Here is a 2,190-nt window from a genome sequence, read left to right on the forward strand (position 1 = left end):
GGCCTGCAGTTCCTGTGGCTGCTGGCAGCCGTCGCCGGGCTGGTGTGGCTGGCGGTGCTGGCCGTGTTCGCCTACCTCCAGCTGCCCGGTCCCAGCCTGCATGTCGGGCGCGCCCCGGTGCCGACGCTGCTGCTGATCGGCGGGCTGCTGCTGGGGCTGCTCACCTCGCTGCTGGCCCGCCCGTTCGTGGCCACCGGCGCGGCCCGGCGCCGGGCCCGCGCGCGCCGGTCGCTGGATGCCGGCGTGCGGGAGGTGGCGCGTGAGGGCGTGCTGGCTCCGCTGGAGGCCGAGTTGAAAGCCGCCACCGAATTCTGCCGGACGCTGGCAGAAGCCCGTCGCTGAATACCCCGTGGGGATTCGAAGCCAGCCAAAAGGCATCGCCATTTCTCGATCAATCTGGAGCTTTGGCAGAGTTGATATTGAACATTCCTTGAGGTTTCGGCTCTGCCCTCAACAATGTCGAGCCGGTTCTATTTGAATAGGATGTGGATCTGCGGCGGCAGCGCGCTAACGTCCGTATTTACAAGGGGATACCTGCGCCGCCCGGAGTCGTCCGTTGTACCCGGGGAATAGACAACTGACGGTAACGGCGGGCCGAAGACGCGATATTCAATCAAGCGCAACAGGTTATGTTCACACCTTTCTTGGAGTACGTTGCCTGGCATCACCACTTCTTCAAGGAGCACAAATGCGCCTTACCCGATTGCCTCTGCGTACAACCGCGACGTTGGCAGCAACGGCGGCCGTGATGGCATTGAACCTGCCGTCCGCGCACGCTGCTGTTCCGTTGCTGAAGATCATCGATGACCCGTTCACCAACAGCACCAGCCAGCACAGGACCGAGGTCGAGCCCGACACCTTCGCCTACGGCAGCACCATCGTCGCCGCCGCCCAGAGCGGCCGGTTCAACGACGGCGGTGGGTCAGACATCGGCTACGCCCGCAGCGCCGACAACGGCGTGACCTGGACCCAGGGCACCCTGCCAGGCATCACCGTCCAGAACGGCGGAAGCTACCAGCGGGTCAGCGACGCCAGCGTCGCCTACGATGCCCGGCACAACGTCTGGCTGATCTCCTCGGTCCCGATCACCTCGTCGGTCACCGTCCCGGTGGTGTTCGTCAGCCGGTCCACCGACGGCGGCCTGACGTTCGGCAACCCCGTCACCGTCGCCACCGGCAGCACCAGCTTCGACAAGAACTGGACCGTGTGCGACAACAACGCCACGAGCCCGTACTACGGCAACTGCTACACCGAGTTCGACAACAACGCCGACGGCGACCGCCTGAAGATGTCCACCTCGACCGACGGCGGCTTGACCTGGGGACCGGCCAAGAACACCGGCAACAACGCCACCGGCCTCGGCGGCCAGCCCGTCGTGCAGCCCAACGGCACCGTGATCGTGCCGTCGGCGAACGCCAGTTTCGGTGCCATCATCGCCTGGCGCTCCACCGACGGCGGCGCCACCTGGAGCTCCACGGTCACCGTGGCAGTGGTCAGCGACCATGCCACGGCCGGCAACCTGCGCAGCGAACCGATGCCTTCGGCCGAGATCGACGCCTCGGGGAAGGTCTATGTCGCCTGGCAGGACTGCCGATTCCGTACCGCCTGCAAGGCCAACGACATCGTGTACTCGACCTCGACCAACGGCACCACCTGGTCGGCGGTCACCCGGGTGCCGATCGATGCCACCACCAGCGGGGTGGACCACTTCATCCCGGGCCTGGGCGTCGACCCGACGACATCCGGCACCACGGCGAGGCTAGGGCTGACCTACTACTTCTACCGGACCGCCAACTGCGGAACGAGCTGCCAGCTCGAGGTCGGCTACATCCAGTCCAACAACGGCGGCTCCACCTGGAGCGCGCACACCGACGTGGCCGGTCCGTTCAGCGTCTCGCTGACCCCGAACACCACCCAGGGCCGGATGGTCGGTGACTACATCTCGACGTCATGGATCGGCGGCAAGGCGATCGGCGCGTTCGCGGTGGCCCAGGCACCCAGCGCTGGATCGGCCTTCGACCAGGCGATCTACGTCCCGACCAGCGGCTTCACCGCGGCGGCGGGCTCGTTCGTCGCCACCTCCGGCGGCGACCACGCCGTTCCCGGCGCGGTGTCCGACCACGCCGCTCCGAAGTCGCCGGTACGCAACCGGTAGCCGGTAACTCCGGCGTAGGACGGACGAGGGCCGTC

Annotated in this window: 1 protein-coding gene and 1 pseudogene; both read left to right on the forward strand. The window is 66.8% G+C overall.

Annotated elements, in window-relative coordinates; genetic code table 11:
- Window positions 1-342 (forward strand): annotated as a pseudogene (locus VF542_RS15055) (hypothetical protein); the annotation flags it as partial.
- Window positions 343-748: 406 nt separating this feature from the next.
- A complete protein-coding gene (locus VF542_RS15060) occupies window positions 749-2,155 on the forward strand; it encodes a sialidase family protein (protein ID WP_408652517.1) in 1,407 nt (468 codons plus the stop codon).
- Window positions 2,156-2,190: the final 35 nt, after the last annotated feature.

It is taken from the genome of Jatrophihabitans sp. (assembly GCF_036389215.1).
Taxonomy (GTDB): Bacteria; Actinomycetota; Actinomycetes; order Mycobacteriales; family Jatrophihabitantaceae; genus Jatrophihabitans_A.

Coding starts and splice junctions, on each gene's coding strand:
- VF542_RS15060 (WP_408652517.1), top strand. CDS start 749: ATGGCATTGAACCTGCCGTCCGCGCACGCTGCTGTTCCGTTGCTGAAG.